Here is a 16,660-nt window from a genome sequence, read left to right as displayed (position 1 = left end):
AAAACACAGTTTTTGATTGCATAATGCAATGGAGAGGGTCGCTTGCGGCCCTCTTTATTGCTATCGGTACTACGGACAAGAGGGGATGACGGTGGATTTAAACAGGCTGAATCTGGGCAAGAGTTACAACTCTACCAAGGTCTTTCGTACGGCCCAGCATGTGGTTCAGGCCATCCTACTCGGTGTTGTCGTTCCGGCGCTTATCTTGCTGCTTATCTGGGATTTAACCGATAATCCCAATCCCGTTCCAGGCGTTGTCGTTATTGCCGGCCTGGTCATGCTGTGCTTCTTCTTCTCGTATGTCTTTGTGGTCCCCGATGACCTCACATCGAGCGCAACCGACCGCACGCTCGCCATCGCATCAAAAATATTTGCCTACACGTCGCGCGGCCTTACGCCCGAAGCGGCCCTGGGTGCCTCTAAAATCATCCTGTCCGAGACCATCGCTTCTGCCATCTGCTTTACTGACGGCAGGCAGGTGCTGGCAAGCTGGGGCGAGGACTCGGCAAAGTGCCCTGCCGGAACCCCGGTAGTGCTCAAGACCACGCTCGACGTGATTGAGACGGGCGAGCAGAGCGTGTTTTCGCGTGATGCCTCCAATGAGACGGGCGGCTATTTTCCCCGTCTGCGTGCTGGTATTGTCGCGCCGCTTAGCGTGCGCGGTCATTGCGTGGGCACACTCGAGCTGTATTACCCCCGCCTGAGCAGCATCGATATGCGCCAGACGGCGCTTGCCTCGGGTTTCGCCGATCTCATTTCCACGCAGCTCGCCAGCTTTGAGCTCGAGCGCCAGGATGAGCTCACGGCCCGCGTTGAGCTCCGCGCTCTGCAGTCGCAGGTCGATCCGCATTTTCTATTCAATACCATTAGCACGATCGTTTCGCTCGTTCGAACCGAGCCCGACAAGGCACGATCGCTGCTGATCGACTTTTCCAACTACTATCGTCAGACGCTTTCTGACTCCGATACGCTCACCACGCTCGAGCACGAGGTGGAACAGGGCACGCGTTATATCAATCTTATGCAGGCCCGGTATGGCGACGGCCGTCTGCGCGTTTCGGTCGACATCGACTTTGAGGTGCGCGACAGCCTGGTGCCGCCGTTTATCTTGCAGCCGCTGCTCGAAAACTGTATCAAGCATGCGCAGCGCGAGACCGAGCCGCTTTCCATTCGTGTTAGGGCTTTTGAGACCGATGACGGCTTGGAGATCATCGTCGAAGATGACGGCATCGGTATGAGCGAAGAAGTCTGCGCGCATCTGTTTGAGCAGCATCGCCGAGAGGAGCCCGAAAGCATTACCGCCGACGGCTCCGTCAAGCGAGGCTGCGGCCTGGCGCTCTTCAACGTGCTTCAGCGCATCCATTTCTTTTACGGAGAAGATTCTGGCATGCGCGTGAAGTCCCAGGAGGGCGTGGGAACGCAGGTCATCGTTGAGTTGAACGGCGAGCCGCATGAGCCGGCGCCGCTAACGGTGTAGCACGCGGTTGGATTGAGAGAAAAAAGAGGGGAAGCGCATATGTCCGAAGGCTGGAATATCTTGGTGGTTGATGACGAGCCTCCAATTAGGGCTGAGCTACGTTATCTGTTGGAAAAGGATGCGCGTGTGGGCCAGATTGCTGAGGCGGGCAATGTCACCGAAGCCGTGGAATCGATTCTGTCGAACAAGCCCGACGTGCTGTTTTTAGACATTACCATGCCCGGTCGCTCGGGAATTGAGCTTGCCGAGACGCTTCAGAACCTAAAGACACCGCCGGTCGTGGTGTTTGTGACGGCATTTGCCGAGTATGCGGCCGATGCCTATAACCTCGATGCCGTCGATTACATCGTAAAGCCGGTCGAGGATGCTCGCCTGTCAAAGGCGCTCGACAAGATCGAGACCGCCCTGGGCGCACGCCGTGTCGTCCATGCTCCGCACCAGCCTTTGCGCCTGACGGTGGATCGTGGGGGTAAAAAGGTGTTCATTCCCGTGGCGGATGTCTGCTACTTTGAGGCGCGCGCCGATTTTTGCAACGCCGTCTGCGCCGAGGGAACATATCTGATCAATGAGTCGATTTCATCGCTCGAGCGGCGCCTGGCCTCCGAGGGCTTTATCCGTGTCCACCGCAGCTATCTGGTCAATTTGGAAGACGTGCACAATGTCGAGATCGGTTCTACGGGTCTTATGGAACTCAGGCTCGATCGCGTAACCTCGACGGTGCCCGTGTCCCGTCGTCGCGCTGCCGAGGTTAAGGCGCGCCTGGGGCTTGTGTAGACGGTCCGCATGCCATCGTTTGCCGACGCAGGTTTGGCATGGGCGCGCGGTGGGCATAATGGGTGACATCGAATGAAATCGAAAGGATCATTATGCCTGCGCTTATTACGCATCATCTGTTTGGCGAGGAAAGCATCGATCGTCTGCCGCAGGGCGTCATTACGTCCGACGAGGAACGCATTGCCTTTATCCTGGGCAACCAGGGTCCCGACCCGTTTTTCTTCCACATCCTGACGCCGCGCGTTTCCGACTGCACGCTGCTGGCGCAGGCCATGCATCGCTCGCGCATGTCGCGCCAGTTCTCGTGCCTGCGCGACGGCGTGTCCCATCTGCTCCCGCGCGATGCCAACTTGGGCCGCGCCTTTGCGCTGGGCCTGCTGTCGCACTACGTGCTCGACCGTAATGCCCACCCCTTTGTCTACGAGCAGCAGTTTGGCATTGTCGAGTCCGATCCCGAGCTGGGGGATTCGGGCAGCCAGGTCCATGCGGTGCTCGAAAGTGACCTGGACGTGTTGATGCTGCAGCTCAAGCGCGACGGGGCCACGGTCGAGGACTATCCGCCGGCGGGCGAGATCGTCACCACCGACCGCATCAATCGCGTGGCCGGCGTGCTGATGAGCTATGTTGCCGGGCGTGTGTACGGTATCGATATCCCAGCGGGGGAGTACGGTGCCGCCGTTGCCGACATGCAGCTGCTCTATCGCGCCATTGAACCGGCGGGCTCGGCCAAGACGCGTGCAATTGCCCTGGTCGAGGGCCTAGTACACGACTACTCCCTGCTCGATGGCCTTGCTCACCGCGTGACGACCGAGCCGCCCGAGCGCACCGGCAATCTGGGCCATCTGACATGGAAGAATCCCTTTACCGACGAGGTCTCGAACGAGAGTTTCCCCGAGGTCTTTGATCGCGCGCTGGTCGATTACGAGTGCACGGTCGCACGTTTTATCGAGACCGGCGACATGGAGGCCGTGACCAACCACGTCAATTACAGCGGTCGCGTGCTCGGCGCTGATGAAGAGTTCGACCGCGAGGAGTAGGGTTCGTGCGTGTCCCTTTGCCGAATCCTTACCGGCGGTTCTGGACAATTGGGGTACGATGAACTAGCTGCATATCGGGCGAACACGAAGGGTCCCTGTCCATGAAATACACCAAGCTCGAGCGTAACTGGGTTATGTACGATGTGGGCAATTCGGCCCTCGTGTTGCTCAACACCTCGGTGGTGCCCATCTACTTTAACGCCATCAATACCGGTGCTTCCTCGGCCGACCTGGTGGTCGCTTGGGGTAGCGCGCAGACGATTGCCTCGCTGGTCATTGCCATGCTCATGCCCATTCTGGGCGCGCTTGCCGATTACGCCGGCAACAAGATCAAGTTTTTCTTGGGCTTCTTCCTCACGGGCTTGGTGCTTTGCCTGGCGCAGGCTATCCCAATGTCCGCCATGGCATTTTTGGCCGTGTACGTGCTGTGCACCATCGGCCTTAACTCTTCTATGACGTTCTATGACGCCATGCTGCCCGACATTACCACCGACGAGCGTATGGACGCCGTGTCCAGCTCGGGCTATGCCTGGGGCTACATCGGTTCCACCGTGCCGTTCATCATCTGCCTGGCGCTTATCATGGGTGGTCCCGCTCTTGGCGTCCCCACCATGCTGGCAACGCGTCTGTCGTTTGTCATCACTGGTGCCTGGTGGCTCATCTTTACCCTGCCGCTCATTCGCACCTATAAGCAAAAGTACGGTCGCGAGCGCGGTCCCGAGGACACCATCGGCCACATCGTGGGCGGCGTGTTCTCCGAGGTCGTACACACCATGCGCGAGATCGCCCACAACAAGACCGTGCTGGTCTACATGATCGCGTTCTTCTTCTACATCGACGGTGTGCACACGGTCATTTCCATGGCAACCAGCTACGGTTCGGCTCTGGGTATCGACTCGACCCAGCTGGTACTGGCCCTGCTCGTTACGCAGTTCGTGGCCTTTCCGTCCGCCATCATCTACGGCAAGCTCGCCGGACGCGTGGGCACGCTCAACATGATCCTGGTGGCGGTCGCCGCCTACATGGGCATTGTGCTGTTCGCCGCGTTTTTCCTCAAGACCGCCTTTGAATTCTGGGTGCTTGCCATTATGGTCGGCCTGTTCCAGGGTGGCGTGCAGGCACTCAGCCGTAGCTACTTTGGCCGCATCATCCCCAAAGAAAAGTCCAACGAGTACTATGGCTTCTTTGACATCTTTGGGCGCTATGCAAGCGTTATGGGCACCTTTCTGGTGTCGGTCGTCACCTCGCTGACCGGCAACCCGTCGCTGGGCGTTCTTTCCATTGCTGTGCTGCTGGTCGTTGGCTTTATGCTGCTGGCCCGCCTGTCTCGCATGACTCGAGCGGCAGAGCATGCCGCATAGGAGCGGGCGGCTATTGTGCCTGTCCGCGGTACTCTTTTGGGGTTATCCGCAATAAACATTGCGACTTGCGAGCAATGATTTGCCCAAGTGGGTATGATGGAATCAGCTAGGTCGCGGGGCGTCGCCTGTGTTTGGCGGCGCCTCGTTTTTGTGTTGCAGGGAGGGAAGGCATGAACGCCACGGTTGTGATTCCAACATATTGGGCGGGCGATGATGCCCATGCAAACGCTCCCGGTGTCTATGACCACTCGACGAATCTCAACGCCGCCAATCCCGAGCTCGATCACTGTCTTGCTTCGCTCGAGCAGGTACGCGATATTCCGCGAATCATCCTTTTGGTGGTCTGTCCCATCTCGGCCACGGCGGATGTGTCGAAGCGCGTACGCGAAATCGTCGACGCGCACCCTACGCTCAAAGTTACCGTAGTCACCAATACCCAGGCATCGCGTATCGCCGACCGCGTAGCGCAGATTGCGCCCAAGGGTTCGGGAGAATGCGTGAGCCTGCGCGGCTATGGCGCCATCCGCAATATGGGACTTGCCTGTGCCGCCGTGTTGGGTCACGATGCCGTCATCTTTTTGGATGACGACGAGACTGTCATCGATGCCGACTTTATGAAACGCGCGACTTACGCGTTGGGGCAGCAGACGCGTCAGGGCCTGCCAATCTTGGCTAAGAGCGGCTACTTTTACGATCGAGACGGATCGCCGCTGGCCCCCACGGACAAGGTGGGCATCTGCCACCGTTGGTGGACCAAGCGTATTGAGTTCAATCGCTGGATGAAAAAGGCGCTCTCGGGCACCCGTATTTCGCGTTCAAACTATGTGTGCGGCGGCCTTATGGCCCTCCATGCCCGCGCCTTTACCCGCGTGGCATTTGACCCGTTTATCACTCGTGGCGAGGACCTGGACTACCTCTTTAATATGCGCATGTTTGGCTACGACGTATGGTTTGATAACGAGTGGACCGTGCGCCATCTGCCGCCCGAGTCCGAGAAACGCTCGCCGCGCTTTATGCAGGACGTGTACCGTTGGTACTACGAACGTGCCAAGCTAACGTTTGCCGCGCACCAGAAAGAGCTCATTCCCGTTACAGCCGCGTCTCTCATGCCCTATCCGGGCCCGTGGATTTCGCGCGAGCTTGACGATCGCGTGCGTAAGACTGCCATGGTCCGCAGCATGTTTACCCGCGAGCACGAGGGATACCTACGCATTTGGCGCCACGGTATTGACGAGGCCAGGACCTACGCACGCCAAAACGCCGCAAGCTACCTGCGTTTCCAGAGCTTCTGGCCCAAGATTATGGATGGGCTCTGGCGTGACGCCCAGCTGACCAGCATCCTGGAGGGGACTGAATGATCGACCGCCGCGCCCAGCGCGATAGTTCAATGTCAATCTTTCGCATCATTGCCGTATCCTGCGCCATTTGTGTGCTGGTGTACTTTGTTTTTGCCCTGGCGACTGGAATCGAGCCAATCGCGACCGTGGTCGCCTGTACGCTGCTATGCATCTTTCTGTGTATCTTTATCTTTTTGACGCTCAATCCCGATTCGGTTCGCTCACAGTACACCGAGGAGACGCTCTCGGTGGCCTCGGCCATGCTCGAGGACATTAAAGGCGGTCTGACGCAGGAGTCGGCACGTCTGGTGTGCCAGCGCATTTTGCCCGAGACACGCGCCATGACAGTTGCCGTTACCGACGAGAGCAACGTACTGGCCTGCGCGGGCGAGTTTGAGGAAAAGCTGCTGCCCAATTCTCCCATTCATACGCTCGCCACGCGCTACGTCATCGAACACGGTATCGTCCAGTCGTTCAACCGCGTGGTGGACGTGGTGGGTTCGGATGGCTCACACAACCAGGTCCCCGCTGGCATCATCGCACCCATCAAGGTGGGCGACCGCACCGTCGGCACGCTCAAGTTCTATTACAAGACCCCGCGTGCCGTCGACCGTACCCAGTATGCGCTCGCCTCGGGTTTTGCCGAAATCCTGTCCACGCAGCTCGCCATTCACGAGCTCGAGGTGCAAAAGGAGCTCACGGCCCGTGCCGAGGTGCGTGCCCTGCAGGCGCAGATTAACCCGCACTTCCTGTTCAACACGCTCAACACCATCGCATCGTTTACGCGTACCGACCCGCTGCGCGCCCGCGAGCTGCTGCGCGAGTTCTCCTCGTTCTATCGCGCAACGCTCGACAATTCGGGTTCGCTCATTCCCGTGTCGCGCGAGGTCGCACAGACCAAGCGCTACCTGACGTTTGAGAAGGCGCGCTTTGGCGAGGATCGCGTGCTGGCGACCTTTGACGTGTCCGAGGACGTCGAGGACACGCTGGTTCCGGCATTTGTGATCCAACCGATTGTCGAGAACGCCGTGCGTCACGGCATGGGTGATGCCAGTGCGCTGAAGATTGACGTGACGGTGCGCAGGGATGGTGACGATGCGATTTTGATTTCGGTGGCCGATGACGGTGTGGGCATGGACGAGGGCATCGCTGCCAGACTGTTTGACGAGCGCTCTGCCCGCCCCGACGCCAGCTCCCCGCAGGGTGGCGGCGCCGGCGTTGCCATGCACAATATTTCGGAGCGCATTCATCGCTTTTATGGGCCGCACTCCTATACGCGCGTCGAATCGGCGCCGGGTAAGGGCGCTAAAGTGCTCCTACATCTCGATTTGTCGGAGAGCATCTTCGACATTCAAGAGTAGAATAATTGGTCACGGGCTTAACGCCGGTTGGCGTATGCCCGACGTAGTTAGTTGACGAAAGGTTTTATCCCCATGCTGCGTGCGATGATTGTGGATGATGAGGCCCCGGCCCGTTCGGAACTTCGCTTCTTGCTCGAGCAGACGGGCAAGATCGGCACGATCACAGAAGCGTCGAGCGTTCGCTCCGCCATCGAGATGCTTATGGAGAGTCGCGTTGATGTCGTGTTCCTCGATATTTCGATGCCTGGCGCTTCGGGTCTGCAACTTGCCGAGGCGCTGCATAAGCTTAAGAATCCGCCGGCGATCGTGTTTGTGACCGCGTACAGCGATCATGCGGTTGAGGCGTTTGATGTGGATGCCGTCGACTATCTGATGAAGCCGGTAGAGGAAGCCCGCCTGGATCGTGCAATCGAGAAGGTCATGCAGCGCACGAAGCCCGTTGCGGACAGCAAGGTGACCATCGAGCGCATCCCGGTGGAGAAGGGCGGCCGCAAGGTGCTCATCCCCGTGGACGACATTCGCTTCATTATGGCCAAGGACGATTACTCCTGTATCTATACCGTCGACGACCGTTTTTTGTCGACGACCTCGCTGGCACAGTTCGAGGCCAAGCTCTGTGATTTTGGCTTCTTCCGCGTTCACCGCCGCTATATCGTTAACCTGGCGTGTGTTACCGACGTCGAGACGGTTCCCTCGGGCGCTATCCAGCTGGGCATTACGGGCGTCGACGAACGCGTACCGGTTTCGCGCCGTCGCGTCGTACCGCTCAAGAAGGCCCTGAGCCTCTAGCACACCGGCCCCGCAGCCCTGTAGACCAAAATCGTCTGCGGAGCCGCGGGGCTTTTGTATGAATGCACCAAATCGTTTTGCGGAAGGGATCCCATGAACAGTGCAAGCGCCAAGCGCATCGACATCATCTCGGACACCCACGGTTATCTGTCGCCCGCGCTTTTAGATGAGTTGAGCGGCGCGGACCTGATTATCCATGCCGGCGATCTTACGTCGGAGATGGACTACGAACATCTGCGAACCATTGCCCCCGTGCGAGCGGTTCTGGGCAATAACGACTACTACCGTGATTACGGCCCCGAAGTGGACCGTCTGGCGCTCTTTAGCTACGAGGGCCTTAAGTTTGCCGTAGCCCACTACCGCGAAGACCTCCCGGTGGGATCCGTGGACGTAGCCATCAACGGTCACACTCACGTAACCAAAGAAACTCAAGTAGGCCGCTGCTTGGTCCTCAACCCCGGCAGTGCTAGCTACCCCAGAGGCACCCGAGGCCCCACCATGGCCAGAATGCTCGTCAAGGACGGCAAGGTCTTAAGCGTCAAGTTTATTGACTTAGATTAACCGCAACAAAAACGGGGGATGCACAATGCATCCCCCGTTTCCATTTGAGCCAAAGGCCGAGCTTCAACAAGAACAATCAGACCAACCCCGCCGAGGAGCACGCGGGCTAGCCGCGCAGCGGCGCACGCCCGCAAAACTGGTTGAACATAGTGACGACAGGGAGGGTCTCCGGGGCCGGCTGGCGCGGGTTAAGTTTGTCGCGAGTTCCGCACGCAAAGGAAAGCACTTAATGTGCTTTCCGTCTTGCGCAGGACTGTAGAGCAGCAAACTTAACCCGCGCCAGCCGGCCCCGGAGACCCTCCCGGAGGGACCCTAAAAATATTTTCAAAAAAGTTGTTGCGCGGCGAACAGACTTCTGTGTATACTAATCCCCGCAGCGCGCGCGAGCGGAAACAAACGCGAACGACTGTCTGGGGAGTTAGCTCAGTTTGGTTAGAGCGCCGGCCTGTCACGTCGGAGGTCGCGGGTTCGAGCCCCGTACTTCCCGCCAACGCAATTAAAGCCACGTCTTCGGACGTGGCTTTTTGCGTTTAATAGGACAACCGCTCGGTCGCCCCTTTCATTCAGCTCCTTGTTTCCGAGATGCGGAAGAGAATTAAGTATATCGGTTTAAACAAGGGGGGTTTGTTGCGCAACACTCGTTCAATGAAACAGGGGGTTAGGTTATACTAAATTCCACTGCAGGCCTAGTCTGATGTAATTTGCTTTGGATTCGACCTTCAGCGGACATCTAATTCACTATTTGGTTGTCCCGGCGGTTATTTAGCGTCTCGACGTAAGCTCGGCCCCGGAGCCCGTTCGAGCTGTTCGTATTCCTTGAAAGGGGAAACATGGACATATCGAGGAAGACTGATTATGCCCTCCGCATGCTTGCGATGCTTGCCGAGGAGCCGGAGCGGTTGCTTTCTGTTCGCACTGCTGCCGAAGAGGTCAATGTTCCGTATTCGTTTGCCCGTTCGATCCAACACGGTTTGGTTCAGGCCGGTATTGTGGAGAGCCTGCGTGGCGTCCACGGCGGTATGCGTCTTAAGGTCAACCCGAGCGAGGTCACTATCCGTCAGGTCGTCGAGGCCGTTCAGGGCCCTATGGTTATGAATGATTGCACGGCACTCGATGGCGACTGTGCACGCAGGGGCACGTGCTGCTATCATCCCCTGTGGGCTGGGGCCCAGGCGCTGATGCGTGACTACCTCGATTCCGTTTCGCTGGACGATGTCGTCGCTCGCCGCCAGTTCCCCGCCGTCGATCCCAAGTTCGCCGACCGCGACGCCTTTCCCGAGTATGCCGTTTGCGCGTGTGCTTGCCGGGAGGAGTAGCGCCGCATAAGGAGCATAGCTATGATTCAGGACCCCTTTCGTTCGATGATTCGTTCGGAAGGGGTTCTGCGTTATCGCGACCTTCCGTGGCGCCGCACACGCGACCCGTACATCATCTGGCTTTCCGAGGTCATGCTGCAGCAGACGCAGGTTCCACGCGTAGAGACGCGCATGCCGGCATGGCTCGACCGCTTTCCGACCGTGCATTCTCTCGCCCAGGCCGCTCCTTCTGATGTTTTGGACGCTTGGCAGGGCATGGGCTACAACCGCCGTGCTTTGGCGCTCCATAAGGCTGCGCAGCGACTCGTGGAGGACTGGGATGGGGAGTTTCCGCGTGATACACGCGACCTGGTCGCGCTGCCCGGTATTGGGCCCGCAACGGCGCAGGGCATTCGGTCGTTTGCGTTTGATCTTCCGGGAGTGTACCTGGAGACCAATGTGCGCACGGTCTTTCTGCATCACTTTTTTCCTGACGTTCCGTCTGTTCCCGATCGCGAGCTGGTGCCGTTGATCCAGGCGGCCTGCCCGGCGGCGCCCGGTGCGGCGGCGGATGAGGTCGCTCCCTTTGCCGTGCCGCTCGACGATGCCGATACGCCGCGCGCGTGGTATTACGCGCTGCTGGATTACGGCGCGTATCTCAAAAAGACGCTGCCCAATCCGTCTAGGCGCTCGGCGGGCTACAGCCGCCAGTCCAAGTTTGAGGGCTCGCGTCGGCAAAAGCGTGCCCATATCGTGCGCATGCTGCTTGCAGCTCGCGACGGACAGCCGGCGGGCATAACGCTTGTTGAAGCTGTTGCAGACGTTAACAAGATGGAGGCCGCAGCGGGTCGCGAACCGGTTGGTTGCGATTTTATTGCGGGCATTCTTGCCGACCTGGAGCGCGAAGGCTTTTGTCGTGCCGAAGGCGAGCGCTGGCTGAGTGTGTAATGACGCGAATTTGCAGAACAGGATAGTAAGGTTTAGATTCTCGGCATGAGGGTATCCTAAAGGCAATGCCGCTCAAAGTCTATGGGCGGCGCGTATTGAAGGGAAGTACACCTATGGATTTTGAGAATTCTCAAACCAAGAAGAACCTCGAGACCGCTTTTGCCGGTGAGTCCCAGGCGCACACCAAGTATCGTTACTATGCATCCAAGGCCAAAAAGGACGGCTACGTTCAGATTTCGAATATCTTTGCCGAGACGGCGGGCAACGAGTCCGAGCATGCCAAGCTGTGGTTTAAGTACCTGCACGACGGTGCTGTTCCGGATACGCTGGACAACCTGCGCGATGCCGCCGCGGGCGAGAACTACGAGTGGACCACGATGTATGACGAGTTCGCCAAGACCGCCGAAGAGGAGGGTTTTGCCGAGATCGCCGCGAAGTTCCGTGGCGTTGGCGCTGTCGAGAAGGCTCATGAGGAGCGCTATAACAAGCTCGTCGAGCGCATTGAATCGGGCGAGGTGTTTGAGCGCGAGGGCGTAAAGGTGTGGAAGTGCCTGAACTGCGGGCACCTGCATGTTGGTGCCAAGGCGCCCGAGGTGTGCCCGGTTTGCAACCATCCCAAGGCGTACTTTGAGGAGCAGGTGGTGAACTACTAGCGCCGATACGAACGTGGACTGCGGGGCGCGGGGCAGGAGGCCGGATTGCCTTCCCTCCCCGCTCACGGCTCCGCAGGGTCGCGTTGAGGGAAGGCAATCCGGCCTCCCTCCCCGCGCCCCGGCGTTGGGTCGTTGCGTGCTCGCTACAGAAAAGCTGATTAGAAGTTTGCGTGCCGCCCCTTTTGGGGCGGCACGTTTTTGTGTGGGGTCCCTGTCTTCACAATTTCCGTCAAGCTTTTGGTTAGGTTTTGGTCGGATGGCGCAAGGGCGAAAGGGTAAAAGATTGCTGGCGAAAAAAGCTCAAAGAAAGTGCTGGTAGGGGAGTTGTTGAACTTTTCGACAGTTTTCTGACAAAAGAATCTTTGCGGCTATTGCCGCGGATTTCGTTGTCGCGGCCGCGATGGTGCGGGATGCTGGGCGCAAGCATCGAATGCTCCTATTGAGGAGGCCAACATGGATCTGTTTCTTGAGACCCCGCAGCAACAAGCCGAGCGCATGCTGCGCCAACAGCAGCGGCTTATGGAGATGCAAATGCAAGGGGCAGCCGTCCAGCCTCCTGCGCAAAACGCCGCGCCCGCGGTATCGTCTGCGGGTGAGGTGGACCCAGGAGCCTATTCCGTACAGCAAGATTCATATGCGCAGGAGCTTGCGTTCGACAAGCGTCGTGCGCGTCGCCGTCGCTGGGCCCAGCGCCTGCGTACGCTGGCGATGATCGTGCTGATCCCGTTGGGACTCGCGGCAATCTTCTTGGCCTCATATGCCCTTACGTGCATTCTCAACGGCGCTTCGCCCAGCGAAGTGCTCCAACATTTGACAGCTCTCGGCCAGCGCCTGGGCGATGTCGTAACAACCATCCGCGCCGGCTGGGAGAGTTAGCGTGCCAGTATTCATAGCGCAAAGGTAACTTGATGCGCCGCCGGCCACGCGCTGCATATGACAGGGTAAGATTGATTGCGGTTCGATTATTGTTCGATTGGGTTTGTTGGGCGGAGTCTATGTCTGCTGTTGATATTGTGCTGGTCGTGATCGCCTTGGTAGCGGTAGGAGTGGCTGTGGCTTGCGCCCTGCAGCTCAAGGGCCTTCGCGCCGAGCTGCGAGAGCGCAGCGATGGCGGTGCGGAGGCGATGGCGGCACTCGAGCAGGCCAACAACGCGCTCGATGCCCTGAACGTCGCGTTGGCAGAAACCCGCCGCACGGCCAATGCCATCGCGCAGCAGCAGACGACAGATGCGGCCGTGGAGCAGCAACGTTACCTGAACATCGCACGCGAGTTTTCGCAAGCTGGTGACCGGATGGATGACCTGCGCCGCGAGACGGCCCAACAACTCGGTGCCAACCGCGAGGGCATCGAGCACCGCCTGGACAAGGTGCGCGAGACGGTCGATGCCCAGCTGGGTGCTATCCGCAAAGACAACAACGTGCAACTCGATCAGATGCGCGCGACGGTGGACGAGAAGCTCTCCCGCACGCTCAACGATCGCCTGTCGGCATCGTTTAAGCAGGTGAGCGACCAGCTCGAGGCCGTGTACAAGGGCCTGGGCGACATGCAGTCCATCGCCACCGGCGTGGGCGACCTTAAGCGCGTGCTGGGCAACGTAAAGGCGCGTGGCATTTTGGGCGAGGTGCAGCTGGGTGCAATCCTGGCGGACATCCTCACGCCCGACCAGTATCTGGAAAACGTCGCCACCAAGCCCGGCGCCTCGGAGCGCGTTGAGTTTGCCGTCAAGCTGCCGGTAGACGAGGGCGATCCCGTGCTGCTGCCGATCGACTCCAAATTCCCGGGTGACGCATATGAGCATCTGCTCGACGCCCAGGAGTCGGGTGACGCTGAGGCCGTCGCCGCTGCGCGTAAGACGCTCGACGCCATGGTCAAGCGCGAGGCCAAGGACATCTGCGAAAAGTACCTGAGTGTGCCGGCAACGACCAACTTTGGCATTATGTTCGTGCCGTTTGAGGGGCTGTACGCCGAGGTTGTCAGTCGTCCGGGACTTATCGAGACCCTGGGCCGCGACTATCACGTCAACGTTGCCGGTCCCAGCACCATGGCGGCTATCCTTAACAGTCTACAGATGAGCTACCAGACGTTTAGGCTGCAAAAACGCACCGATGACGTGCTGCGCGTGCTTTCTGCCGTCAAGGCCGAGCTGCCGCGCTATCAGGCGGCGCTGCGCCGCGCCCAGCAGCAAATCGAGACCGCGGGAAAGACGGTCGAGGGCATCATCACCACGCGCACCAACGTCATGGAGCGCAAGCTCAAGGACATCGACGCGCTGGAAGACGCCGACCAAGCTGATGAGATCTTGGGACTCACGCCCGCGGGCCTTCTCACAGATCAAGAAGACGAGGAATAATTACAACAAGACGGTGGGGCGCCGGCGCAAACGCGGGCACCCCGCTGCTTTTCGCATCGTGCTTGCCTGAAGTGCGCTTTAGTATGCAACAATGACGTTTAGCCCCGCCAGATGTGAAAGGAAGCCCATGTCACAGAGAAGCACCAGTCCGCTCAAACGCTCAACCGTGCGCCGCACGCTACAGCGTTTTTGGGGCGTCACGCGCACGCAGCCGCTGATCGTCTTTCTCTCGGTGTTCTCGTCGGCGGGCTACATCTTTTTGCTCACGTTTGCCAACACCTACGTGATGGCGCTTATCGTCGACCGCGTCCAGGCCGGCCCCGTGGCGGGCGACCGGGTGTTTGAGGTCTTTGGCCCCTACATTCTGGCGCTTGTGCTCGTTAACCTAGTGGGCCAAATCCTCTCCAAGCTGCAGGACTACACCGTCTACAAGCTCGAGATTGCGGGTAACTATCACTTGGCGCGCCTGTGCTTCGACACGCTCTCCAATCAATCCATGACATTCCACACCAGCCGTTTTGGTGGATCGCTTGTGAGCCAGACGAGCCGTTTTATGAGCGGCTACACGGGGCTGGTGGACGTGACGGTGTATTCGCTCATTCCCACTATCACCTCGGTTGTCTGCACGGTGGCGGCGCTCGCTCCGGTGGTACCGACGTTTACCGTGATCCTGGTGGGCATTATGGTCGTCTACATTGCGTTTGTCTGGCTCATGTATAAGCGCATCATGCCGCTTTCGGCCGCGACGTCCGCCGCGCAGAACAAGCTGTCGGGCGTGCTTTCCGACGCGGTCACGAACATCCTGGCCGTCAAGACCTGCGGGCGCGAAGACTTTGAGCGCGACCTGTTCGATAGCGCCGACCGCGCCGCGCGCGACGCCGAGACGGTTTCGATGCACGCCATGATGCAGCGCAACTTTACGACCTCGGGCCTTATCGTCATCACCATGGCCGTGGTGAGCGTGTTCGTCGCGGGCGGCAACGCGTGGTTTGGCATCTCTGCCGGCGCGCTCGTCATGATCTTTACCTATACGTACAACCTCACCATGCGTCTGAACTACGTAAGCTCCATGATGCAGCGCATCAACCGCGCGCTGGGCGATGCGGCCGAGATGACGCGCGTGCTGGACGAGCCGCGTCTGGTGGCAGACGACGAGAACGCTCCCGAGCTCAAGGTGGGCGAGGGCGCGATTGATTTTGAGCACCTGAGCTTTGCATACCGTGACGCCGCGGCGGGCGAGAGCGTGTTCGACGACCTGACGCTCCATGTGGCGGCGGGTCAGCGCGTGGGCCTGGTGGGCAAATCGGGCTCGGGCAAGACGACGCTCACCAAGTTGCTGCTGCGCCTGGACGACGTACAGGGGGGTCGCGTACTCGTGGACGGTCAGGATGTCTCGCGCTGCACGCAGCAGAGCCTGCGCCGCCAGGTTGCCTACGTGCCGCAGGAGGCACTGCTGTTTCACCGCTCCATTCGCGAGAACATCGCCTACGGCCGCCCCGACGCCACCGACGAACAGATCCGCGAGGCGGCCCGCTTGGCCAATGCCCTGGAGTTTATCGACCGCCTGCCCCGGGGCTTTGACACCATGGTGGGCGAGCGCGGCGTTAAGCTTTCGGGCGGCCAACGCCAGCGCGTGGCCATCGCCCGTGCCATCCTCACCGACGCGCCGATTCTGGTGCTCGACGAGGCGACCTCTGCCCTGGATAGCGAGTCCGAGGCGCTGGTGCAGGAGGCGCTTGAGAACCTGATGCGCGGCCGTACCTCCATTGTGGTGGCACATCGCCTGTCCACCGTGGCGGCGCTCGACCGCATCGTGGTGCTGGCGGACGGCGAGATTGTCGAGGACGGTACGCATGCGCAGCTTGTCGAGGCAGGCGGCGAGTACGCAAGCTTGTGGGGCCGCCAGACCGGCGCATTTTTGGAGGCGTAAAGACCCCATACGTGGGACAATCGTGCCCATAGGTAAGTTATGCCGCTGATTCGAGGAGTCGTTATGCCACGCGAGACCAATGCCGCCAAGCGCGAGCGCGCCGTTGAGGTGTGCGAGCGCCTTAACCGTCGCTATGGCCCGGTTGAGTGTTTTTTGGACCACGAGAATCCCTATAGGCTGCTCATAGCGGTGTTGCTCTCGGCGCAGACGACCGACGCGCAGGTCAACAAGGTGACGCCGAAGCTGTTTGCCCAGTGGCCCACGCCCGAGGCCATGGCGGGGGCGAGCGTTGCCGATGTGGCAGATACCATTAAGTCGCTCGGCTTCTATAAGAGCAAAGCCAAGCACGCCGTGGAGGCCGCACAGATGATTGTCGCCGATTACGGCGGCGAGGTGCCGGCCGACATGAAGGAGCTTGTCAAGCTGCCGGGCGTTGGGCGCAAGACGGCGAACATCGTGCTCAACGTGGGGTTTGGCATTGTCGAGGGCATCGCGGTCGATACGCACGTCAACCGCATCGCGCACCGTCTGATGCTGAGTCCCAAGACGCACGCCAAAGAGCCGCTCAAGACCGAGCAGGATCTGCTCAAGATCTTGCCGCACGAGTATTGGGAGTCGGTCAACCACCAGTGGATCACCTTTGGCCGCGAGATCTGCGACGCCCGCAAACCCAAGTGCGACGAGTGCCCGCTGGCAGATCTTTGCCCGAGCATGCGCGTTTTGGGGTAGCTGTTTGGCGTGCGCTGGCGTGTTCACCTCATGCGCTACAATGATAATCAATACTTT

16 protein-coding genes and 1 tRNA gene are annotated in these 16,660 nt (G+C 59.5%); 16 read left to right on the top strand and 1 reads right to left on the bottom strand.

Features of this window, described 5'->3' with window-relative positions; genetic code table 11:
- Window positions 1–91 precede the first annotated feature (91 nt).
- From ACTQXO_RS06350 to rbr, 12 genes are all read left to right on the top strand, one after another.
- On the top strand, window positions 92–1,477 hold the full coding sequence (locus tag ACTQXO_RS06350; RefSeq protein ID WP_441031879.1) for a sensor histidine kinase: 1,386 nt from the start codon (window positions 92–94) through the stop codon (window positions 1,475–1,477).
- A gap of 39 nt (window positions 1,478–1,516) precedes the next feature.
- The gene (locus ACTQXO_RS06345; protein ID WP_427728894.1) at window positions 1,517–2,251 is read left to right on the top strand and encodes a LytR/AlgR family response regulator transcription factor; all 735 of its coding nucleotides are present in this window, start codon (window positions 1,517–1,519) and stop codon (window positions 2,249–2,251) included.
- Window positions 2,252–2,343: 92 nt separating this feature from the next.
- A complete protein-coding gene (locus tag ACTQXO_RS06340) occupies window positions 2,344–3,288 on the top strand; it encodes a zinc dependent phospholipase C family protein (RefSeq protein ID WP_441031877.1) in 945 nt (314 codons plus the stop codon).
- Between the two features lie 101 nt (window positions 3,289–3,389).
- Window positions 3,390–4,649, top strand: a complete 1,260-nt coding sequence (locus ACTQXO_RS06335; RefSeq protein WP_427728898.1) for an MFS transporter — start codon at window positions 3,390–3,392, stop codon at window positions 4,647–4,649.
- A 170-nt stretch (window positions 4,650–4,819) separates the two neighbouring features.
- Entirely contained in the window at window positions 4,820–6,007 is a 1,188-nt protein-coding gene (locus tag ACTQXO_RS06330) for a glycosyltransferase (protein WP_441031873.1), read from the top strand.
- Window positions 6,004–7,347 carry a histidine kinase gene (locus tag ACTQXO_RS06325; RefSeq protein WP_427794496.1) on the top strand — a complete coding sequence of 448 codons (1,344 nt, stop codon included), beginning with the start codon at window positions 6,004–6,006 and terminating at the stop codon, window positions 7,345–7,347. The genes ACTQXO_RS06330 and ACTQXO_RS06325 overlap by 4 nt, the downstream gene beginning before the upstream one ends.
- A gap of 72 nt (window positions 7,348–7,419) precedes the next feature.
- On the top strand, window positions 7,420–8,136 hold the full coding sequence (locus ACTQXO_RS06320) for a LytR/AlgR family response regulator transcription factor (protein ID WP_154518646.1): 717 nt from the start codon (window positions 7,420–7,422) through the stop codon (window positions 8,134–8,136).
- Window positions 8,137–8,229: 93 nt separating this feature from the next.
- Window positions 8,230–8,697 carry a YfcE family phosphodiesterase gene (locus ACTQXO_RS06315; RefSeq protein WP_441031870.1) on the top strand — a complete coding sequence of 156 codons (468 nt, stop codon included), beginning with the start codon at window positions 8,230–8,232 and terminating at the stop codon, window positions 8,695–8,697.
- Between the two features lie 412 nt (window positions 8,698–9,109).
- Window positions 9,110–9,187, top strand: a tRNA-Asp gene (locus ACTQXO_RS06310).
- A 340-nt stretch (window positions 9,188–9,527) separates the two neighbouring features.
- Window positions 9,528–10,013, top strand: a complete 486-nt coding sequence (locus ACTQXO_RS06305; RefSeq protein WP_154518481.1) for an RrF2 family transcriptional regulator — start codon at window positions 9,528–9,530, stop codon at window positions 10,011–10,013.
- Window positions 10,014–10,034: 21 nt separating this feature from the next.
- Complete coding sequence (locus ACTQXO_RS06300) at window positions 10,035–10,940, top strand: adenine glycosylase (protein WP_441038894.1); 906 nt, start codon at window positions 10,035–10,037, stop codon at window positions 10,938–10,940.
- Window positions 10,941–11,053: 113 nt separating this feature from the next.
- Window positions 11,054–11,593: a rubrerythrin gene (gene rbr / locus ACTQXO_RS06295; RefSeq protein ID WP_154518486.1), complete on the top strand. Its 540-nt coding sequence runs from the start codon at window positions 11,054–11,056 to the stop codon at window positions 11,591–11,593.
- Window positions 11,594–11,834: 241 nt separating this feature from the next.
- Here the strand turns inward: rbr and ACTQXO_RS06290 are convergent, their stop codons facing one another.
- Window positions 11,835–12,020: a hypothetical protein gene (locus tag ACTQXO_RS06290; RefSeq protein WP_441038974.1), complete on the bottom strand. Its 186-nt coding sequence runs from the start codon at window positions 12,018–12,020 to the stop codon at window positions 11,835–11,837.
- Window positions 12,021–12,046: 26 nt separating this feature from the next.
- Here ACTQXO_RS06290 and ACTQXO_RS06285 point away from each other — a divergent pair, with 26 nt between their 5' ends.
- The 4 genes from ACTQXO_RS06285 to nth all read left to right on the top strand — a co-directional run bounded on the left by ACTQXO_RS06285 (window position 12,047) and on the right by nth (window position 16,603).
- Window positions 12,047–12,469 (top strand): hypothetical protein, encoded by a 423-nt coding sequence (locus ACTQXO_RS06285; protein ID WP_154518493.1) that lies wholly within the window; start codon window positions 12,047–12,049, stop codon window positions 12,467–12,469.
- 119 nt (window positions 12,470–12,588) lie between these two features.
- Entirely contained in the window at window positions 12,589–13,944 is a 1,356-nt protein-coding gene (locus ACTQXO_RS06280) for a DNA recombination protein RmuC (protein WP_427747827.1), read from the top strand.
- A gap of 127 nt (window positions 13,945–14,071) precedes the next feature.
- Complete coding sequence (locus ACTQXO_RS06275) at window positions 14,072–15,874, top strand: ABC transporter ATP-binding protein (protein WP_441537361.1); 1,803 nt, start codon at window positions 14,072–14,074, stop codon at window positions 15,872–15,874.
- Window positions 15,875–15,937: 63 nt separating this feature from the next.
- Entirely contained in the window at window positions 15,938–16,603 is a 666-nt protein-coding gene (nth, locus tag ACTQXO_RS06270; RefSeq protein ID WP_427719497.1) for an endonuclease III, read from the top strand.
- The last annotated feature ends 57 nt before the right edge of the window (window positions 16,604–16,660 follow it).

The organism is Collinsella sp. LCP19S3_D5 (genome assembly GCF_052121415.1).
Taxonomy (GTDB): domain Bacteria; phylum Actinomycetota; class Coriobacteriia; order Coriobacteriales; family Coriobacteriaceae; genus Collinsella.
Note: the sequence above shows the minus strand (reverse complement) of the source record. Positions and strands in the feature narration are given on the sequence as shown.

Excerpts from the sequence above, each read along its gene's own strand:
- ACTQXO_RS06315 (WP_441031870.1), top strand. The coding sequence starts at position 8,230 with ATGAACAGTGCAAGCGCCAAGCGCATCGACATCATCTCGGACACCCAC.
- ACTQXO_RS06340 (WP_441031877.1), top strand. The coding sequence starts at position 2,344 with ATGCCTGCGCTTATTACGCATCATCTGTTTGGCGAGGAAAGCATCGAT.
- ACTQXO_RS06335 (WP_427728898.1), top strand. The coding sequence starts at position 3,390 with ATGAAATACACCAAGCTCGAGCGTAACTGGGTTATGTACGATGTGGGC.
- ACTQXO_RS06290 (WP_441038974.1), bottom strand. The coding sequence starts at position 12,020 with ATGCTTGCGCCCAGCATCCCGCACCATCGCGGCCGCGACAACGAAATC.
- ACTQXO_RS06280 (WP_427747827.1), top strand. The coding sequence starts at position 12,589 with ATGTCTGCTGTTGATATTGTGCTGGTCGTGATCGCCTTGGTAGCGGTA.
- ACTQXO_RS06285 (WP_154518493.1), top strand. The coding sequence starts at position 12,047 with ATGGATCTGTTTCTTGAGACCCCGCAGCAACAAGCCGAGCGCATGCTG.
- nth (WP_427719497.1), top strand. The coding sequence starts at position 15,938 with ATGCCACGCGAGACCAATGCCGCCAAGCGCGAGCGCGCCGTTGAGGTG.
- ACTQXO_RS06330 (WP_441031873.1), top strand. The coding sequence starts at position 4,820 with ATGAACGCCACGGTTGTGATTCCAACATATTGGGCGGGCGATGATGCC.
- ACTQXO_RS06320 (WP_154518646.1), top strand. The coding sequence starts at position 7,420 with ATGCTGCGTGCGATGATTGTGGATGATGAGGCCCCGGCCCGTTCGGAA.
- ACTQXO_RS06325 (WP_427794496.1), top strand. The coding sequence starts at position 6,004 with ATGATCGACCGCCGCGCCCAGCGCGATAGTTCAATGTCAATCTTTCGC.
- ACTQXO_RS06305 (WP_154518481.1), top strand. The coding sequence starts at position 9,528 with ATGGACATATCGAGGAAGACTGATTATGCCCTCCGCATGCTTGCGATG.
- ACTQXO_RS06300 (WP_441038894.1), top strand. The coding sequence starts at position 10,035 with ATGATTCAGGACCCCTTTCGTTCGATGATTCGTTCGGAAGGGGTTCTG.
- ACTQXO_RS06275 (WP_441537361.1), top strand. The coding sequence starts at position 14,072 with ATGTCACAGAGAAGCACCAGTCCGCTCAAACGCTCAACCGTGCGCCGC.
- rbr (WP_154518486.1), top strand. The coding sequence starts at position 11,054 with ATGGATTTTGAGAATTCTCAAACCAAGAAGAACCTCGAGACCGCTTTT.
- ACTQXO_RS06345 (WP_427728894.1), top strand. The coding sequence starts at position 1,517 with ATGTCCGAAGGCTGGAATATCTTGGTGGTTGATGACGAGCCTCCAATT.